The organism is uncultured Nostoc sp., from assembly GCF_964245445.1.
Taxonomy (GTDB): domain Bacteria; phylum Cyanobacteriota; class Cyanobacteriia; order Cyanobacteriales; family Nostocaceae; genus Nostoc.
Genome location: NZ_CAXTNE010000405.1, coordinates 1 through 5,256, shown reverse-complemented (window position 1 = coordinate 5,256; position 5,256 = coordinate 1). Strand labels below are relative to the sequence as shown.

Genomic DNA, 5,256 nt, shown 5'->3' with positions numbered 1-5,256 from the left:
TTGGGCTTTCCGGTCAGCGCTGGGATGTTGAATTAGATTTAAGACATCTTAAAACTACCTTGGGAATGGATGTTTTGCGCTGTAAAACTCCTTCAATGATACGCAAAGAAATTTATGTTTATTTACTTGCTTACAATCTACTGCGTGGTTTGATGTGGTCAGCAGGTACTACTTACGCTACTCCTCCGTTGCGCTTATCACTCCAAGGCACTCGCCATCATTTAAATAACTTTATTCCCGAATTGTTAGCTGCTCATTCAACAAAACGTCTTCAGATTTATTCTACTTTACTTAAAGTTATTGCTCACAAGGCTGTTCCCGACCGTCCTGCTAGATACGAAAACGCAATTTTGAAAGCTTTAATCTTCTTTCATTAATGCTTCCAGTTGGGAGAGTAGTTTCTCTATCTTCGTCTTTTTCTTAGGATCATCCCATAATTTAGCTTTTTTGAAACGTTGGAAAGTGTTATCAACACGTTCTTTCAAAGCTATGGATTCTGTTTGAGCAGATGGCTGTGATTCAGACTGTTGGTCAATTTCTTGGATTTTCTGTTTAATTTCGCTAAGTGACAGGTTATGCTCAATTGCTGTTTTTAGGAGTTCCTTTCTAATTTGATCGTTTTTAACTCTTGCGATCACCCGTGCTTTGGTGTACTCAATTTTTCCAGAACGCAGCACTTCCAAGACATCAGGAGTCAGACTGAGTAGGGGAAGGCGATTGCGAACAAATGAGTCCCACTTCATGCGCCCCAATGCTGTAAATACATCTTCAACAAGCAAAGTTTGAGCGTTACCCGTAACGTTACGGGTAATTTTCCCTTTAACTTCATTTTCCATTCTTTGCAGCAGTTTGACGGTTTCATCAACGCTTATTTCTAGTCGCAAAGCCAAGAGTTCGAGGATACCTTCAGTTTCTTCTAGGGGGTTAAGGTCTTCGCGCTGGAGGTTTTCAACGAGGCGCACTTGATATGTAGTCGTATCGTCCATAACTCTTGCAACAATCGGTACTTCGGTTAAACCTGCTATTGTTGCCGCTCTGTAGCGTCGTTCCCCCGCTACTAACTCATAATCGCCTTCAGGGAGCGGACGCACCAACAGAGGTTCCAGAATACCCAATTTTTTTATCGAACGTGATAGTTCTTCCAGCTTTTGAGGGTCAAAGTAGCGACGGGGTTGCGAGAGAGGCAGTTTGATTTTACTAATAGCGATAGTGTTAGTAGCGTTAGCTTTATTATCACTCCCGGTTCGCCCATTTTTTTGGGAGATAGAAAAAAGCCTACTCAGGAGTAAAAGATTGACCACCAAGTTGAGTGTAAATAGTAGTCGGGAACCCAAGCGAAACAAGAATACGCTGCTGTAATGGTGAAAGAGCAGTCAAACGGGCATAAACTTCATTTTTCACCTCAATCAACAGCAGCGTAATTTCTTTAAATGCCGCAAGAACAAGTTCAGCAGTGGGACGTGCAGTTTCTCGTTTAGGATTGCCAACATAAAGTCCAGCAAGCTTTTCTTGATTTTTCTCCAGATGGCGACGAACCTGAAATTCTAAAAGGGTCAACACTCGCTTTCCCATTTGAAAGTAATCGAATCAAATTAATAACATGGTCTTCACGTTGTAAATAAATCGGTGTCAACGATAGAGGAAAGCCTTTAAGTCGGGCAAATCCTCGCTCGGTTAAATATTCATCTCTATAGGTACGAACAGCTTGCTTTAAAGAAAGTTGAGCCTGATTTTGATTGGTAACATATACTCGCCAGCCTAATAGTTGAATTTCTCGTAAAACTGCATCTTCATCGATTTTAAAATCTGGGTAGAACGAAATTCCTTCTACTGTTTGAAATGCTCGTTCGAGATATCGTCGTTTCACTTTTTGGACTCGTTTTGTTTGAATATCAATTTGAAATAAACCATTAGTCTGATAACGCTTGAGAATATCTGCTATAGCCGATTCCCATTGATCAGACGAGGTGAGTCTTTTCTTGCCACGGCGAGGTATTTTTAGTTGTGCGAGAGCATCGGAGGTTTTCTGTATACGTTCACGTAAATACTTTTCTTCTGTCTGTGCAATAGCAAATGAATGTACTACTAATTGTCGCTCCTCCCAAAATATTTCTTGCTCGTCAATCTCTACTTTTTGGAGAAATTTTAGTTCAAATCCTTCCCTACGGGACGCTCCGCGAACGGCAATATCTCTAGTTTTTCCATCTGCATAGTCATAATCAATAGTAGTTAATTCTTGTTTTTCATCCCAAACGGGTTGAAGATATTCTGCTAATTGTTCTCTTGGCGCAAGCTTTGCATTTAAAGGACAAAGATAAAAATCCCCACCCAATACAATATGAGTTCTCGTCCCCATTGATGCCATTTTACAGTCACCAATATATAGTAATCCTGACTGTTTTAGTGTTGAACGTACTCTTTCGATTGCTGGAATATATAACGGGTCATCGGCTTTTTCTCCTGACAATATTTCCGTTGCTATTGGCATTCCTAATGGGTCTAATGTCGATAACATTATTTTGACTTGTGCCAAGTCCGGGCGGTGGTCTTTGCTGTGACCCCATTGAAATAACCCTTCGGGATTTACCCCACAGTGGCTTGAAGCAGTTGTACTATCCAAACGTACCCTTTGTGGTTGTATCTCGTACACTTGCAGTAGACTACTTCCCAGTTCCTCCTCGAATGAGTACCAATTGCTATCACTGTCAAAGTAACGTAGTACTGCTTCTAGGGGGTCATCCGTAAGGTCGAGTTCACCTAACCCTTCTCCAACAAATGTTTTCAATGTTTCTAATCGCTTAGAAGCCCAAGTTTGGACGTGATTTAAACGGTGGTCCGCTTGCGATAAGATGATATGTGTTAACCAAATTACTGCTACCTGACCAAGGCTTTCACCTTGCCAATTTCCGTGTGTGGGAAAGTGCTTGTCTAGTAGCTTTTGTACTCCCATATGCTCTATTTGTGTTAGCAGTACAGGTATATCATCGACTCGTTCATTTGTAATTATGGGTTCAGTAGGCATAACATTGAACATATACCTACTGTGCGTTTTTGGGAATATCTCGCTCCCTATACTTCTGACTCCCTATTTTTCCTAACTCCTCAAAAAATGGGCTAACCGGGAGTAAATAGGCGATTAGTGTTATTAGGTGTTGCGGTCAGCCCTAGTAATAGTCAGGTACTAGGGGATAACAAGATCAGCCCTAGTAATTTAGAAAATAGCCCTAGTAAAGTTGATTTATCCCCTAGTAAAACTAGAAGCCGTGATGTGACTGACTTAGGTTAAATTCTTCTACAACGTAACCCATGACAACTCCTTTTGAACAAATGGAATTAATCTCATACAGTTCCGAATTCCAGGCTAGTTTGGAAGAATTTTTGGAAATAATGTATTCGTACAGAGGATATAAATTTGAGCCAACTGGCTTACAATCGGATATAAGGAATATTGAAAATATCTACCAAATTCAAGGGGGAAATTTCTGGATTATGAGGAAAAATGCCATAGTAATTGGAAGTATTGGATTAAAAATATTAAACAAAATAGATAAAATAGGAGAGATTAAAAGGTACTTTGTTTTACCTTCATATCAGGGTAAAGGAATAGGTACATTATTAATGGAACATTTATTATTGAATGCCAACAAAAACGAATTACATATATTAAGATTGGATACGATGAGAAAATCTATTGTAGCCAGAAAGATTTTTGAAACATATGGATTTCAAGAAATTAATAAATATAATGACAATGAAATAGCCGAAATATTTATGGAACTCAAATTAAAAACTCCCGGTTAGCCCATTTTTTGAGGAGTTAGGAAAAATAGTGAGTCAGAAGTATAGGGAGCGAGATATTCCCAAAAACGCACAGTAGGTATATGTTCAATGTTATGCCTATTTGACTGCTCTTTCACTATTACAGCAGCGTATTCTTGTTTCGCTTGGGTTCCCGACTACTATTTACACTCAACTTGGTGGTCAATCTTTTACTCCTGAGTAGGCTTTTTTCTATCTCCCAAAAAAATGGGCGAACCGGGAGTTATTAATGAAGCTCTGAGGTTCATTAACGGAGTTCAAAGACTCATTAATGAAGCTTTAAGGTTCATTAATGGAGTTCAAAGACTCGTTCACAAGTATTTATCAAAAATTAATCCGGTTTTTAGCGATTTTCGGGTAAGTCCTGATAAAATTAGTTAACGTATGAGCATGATCATGCACAACCGTATATTTACTACTTTATTTTTAATTTTATCTTTGACTACGACACCCAAGTTTGTAGTTGCTCAAAACAATATTGAACAGCTATTCCAACAAGGCGAAGCTGCCCAAGAAGCGGGTAAATACTCAGAATCAGAGGCAACATATCGCAGGATTATTCAAATTGACCCAAATAATGCCACTGCTTACTACAAGCTATGTTATGTGTTAGATGACCAGAACAAACTTGATGAAGCAATAACAGCTTGTCAAAAATCCGTTCAAATAAACTCACAAGATGCAGAAACTCACAATCTTCTTGGCTACATTTTTCAAAGACAGAAGAAATTAGATGCAGCAGTTGCCAATACGATTCGGTTAAGCTCTAAGCTGTATTGAGAATAGAAAAAGTGAGTGTTTTTAATTTAACTCCCTGTCTTCTATGTATCGGTTTCTTGGAAGGGAACTTGGCTCTAGTTTTTTTGACTACGCGAGGATTGCTTCGACCTTCTGTTTCAGGTATCTGTTTATCCAAAATTTCTCTTACAAGCCAGTTGAAAAAAAAAGGAAATTCTTCTGTTTGGAGCCTCTGAAATTTGGGAACAGCGCGACGGACAATATTCAGTGTGCCAGTAAAACTTAAACGTAAAGGAGAGATACGAGCAGATTCGGCAACTTGGAAGATGAGTCAACGCACACGACTTGAGCGGTGCCAACCTCGAAGGTGTCAACCTCAGACATGCCCGACTGCACAAGGCCAAACTGAACGGTGCAAAACTGGATGCTTATTTGGAGAATGCTGATCTGAGCGGTGCCGACCTGCGCGGTGCATTGCTACGCACTGCCGATCTACGTGGTGCCGACCTACACGATGCTGACCTACGCGGTGCCGACCTACATGGTGCCGACCTGCACGGTGCCGATCTACGCGGTGCAAACCTGACGGGTACTGATCTGACGGATACTTACATACAGGGAGCAATTGGACTTAAGAAATAACCACGGCACAAGATGTAAGTGTATTGAGGGCGCGCTCTTCGATGGCGCACATGGTAT

At 40.2% G+C, this 5,256-nt stretch carries 7 protein-coding genes and 1 pseudogene; 4 read left to right on the top strand and 4 right to left on the bottom strand.

Annotated elements, in window-relative coordinates; translation table 11 throughout:
* Nucleotides 1-377 (top strand): transposase (locus ACFE90_RS36050; protein WP_375507043.1); only part of this gene is annotated, 377 nt, incomplete at its 5' end.
* Here the strand turns inward: ACFE90_RS36050 and ACFE90_RS36045 are convergent.
* From ACFE90_RS36045 to ACFE90_RS36035, 3 genes are read right to left on the bottom strand one after another with little or no spacing between them, the layout of a single operon-like run.
* Nucleotides 360-1,283, bottom strand: coding sequence for a ParB/RepB/Spo0J family partition protein (locus tag ACFE90_RS36045; protein WP_375507044.1), 924 nt, complete (start codon nucleotides 1,281-1,283; stop codon nucleotides 360-362). The genes ACFE90_RS36050 and ACFE90_RS36045 overlap by 18 nt on opposite strands.
* Entirely contained in the window at nucleotides 1,276-1,557 is a 282-nt protein-coding gene (locus ACFE90_RS36040) for a hypothetical protein (protein WP_375507042.1), read from the bottom strand. The genes ACFE90_RS36045 and ACFE90_RS36040 overlap by 8 nt, the downstream gene beginning before the upstream one ends.
* Nucleotides 1,475-3,022 (bottom strand): transposase, encoded by a 1,548-nt coding sequence (locus ACFE90_RS36035; protein ID WP_375507041.1) that lies wholly within the window; start codon nucleotides 3,020-3,022, stop codon nucleotides 1,475-1,477. The genes ACFE90_RS36040 and ACFE90_RS36035 overlap by 83 nt, the downstream gene beginning before the upstream one ends.
* 284 nt (nucleotides 3,023-3,306) lie before the next feature.
* On the opposite strand from ACFE90_RS36035, the gene ACFE90_RS36030 reads away from it, so the two are divergent.
* Nucleotides 3,307-3,801 carry a GNAT family N-acetyltransferase gene (locus tag ACFE90_RS36030; RefSeq protein ID WP_375507040.1) on the top strand — a complete coding sequence of 165 codons (495 nt, stop codon included), beginning with the start codon at nucleotides 3,307-3,309 and terminating at the stop codon, nucleotides 3,799-3,801.
* Nucleotides 3,802-4,215: 414 nt separating this feature from the next.
* A complete protein-coding gene (locus ACFE90_RS36025) occupies nucleotides 4,216-4,599 on the top strand; it encodes a tetratricopeptide repeat protein (RefSeq protein WP_375507039.1) in 384 nt (127 codons plus the stop codon).
* A 154-nt stretch (nucleotides 4,600-4,753) separates the two neighbouring features.
* On the opposite strand, the pseudogene ACFE90_RS36020 reads toward ACFE90_RS36025, so the two are convergent.
* Nucleotides 4,754-4,888, bottom strand: a pseudogene (locus ACFE90_RS36020) (IS4 family transposase); the annotation flags it as partial.
* 14 nt (nucleotides 4,889-4,902) lie between these two features.
* On the opposite strand from ACFE90_RS36020, the gene ACFE90_RS36015 reads away from it, so the two are divergent.
* Entirely contained in the window at nucleotides 4,903-5,199 is a 297-nt protein-coding gene (locus ACFE90_RS36015; protein ID WP_375507038.1) for a pentapeptide repeat-containing protein, read from the top strand.
* Nucleotides 5,200-5,256 lie beyond the last annotated feature (57 nt).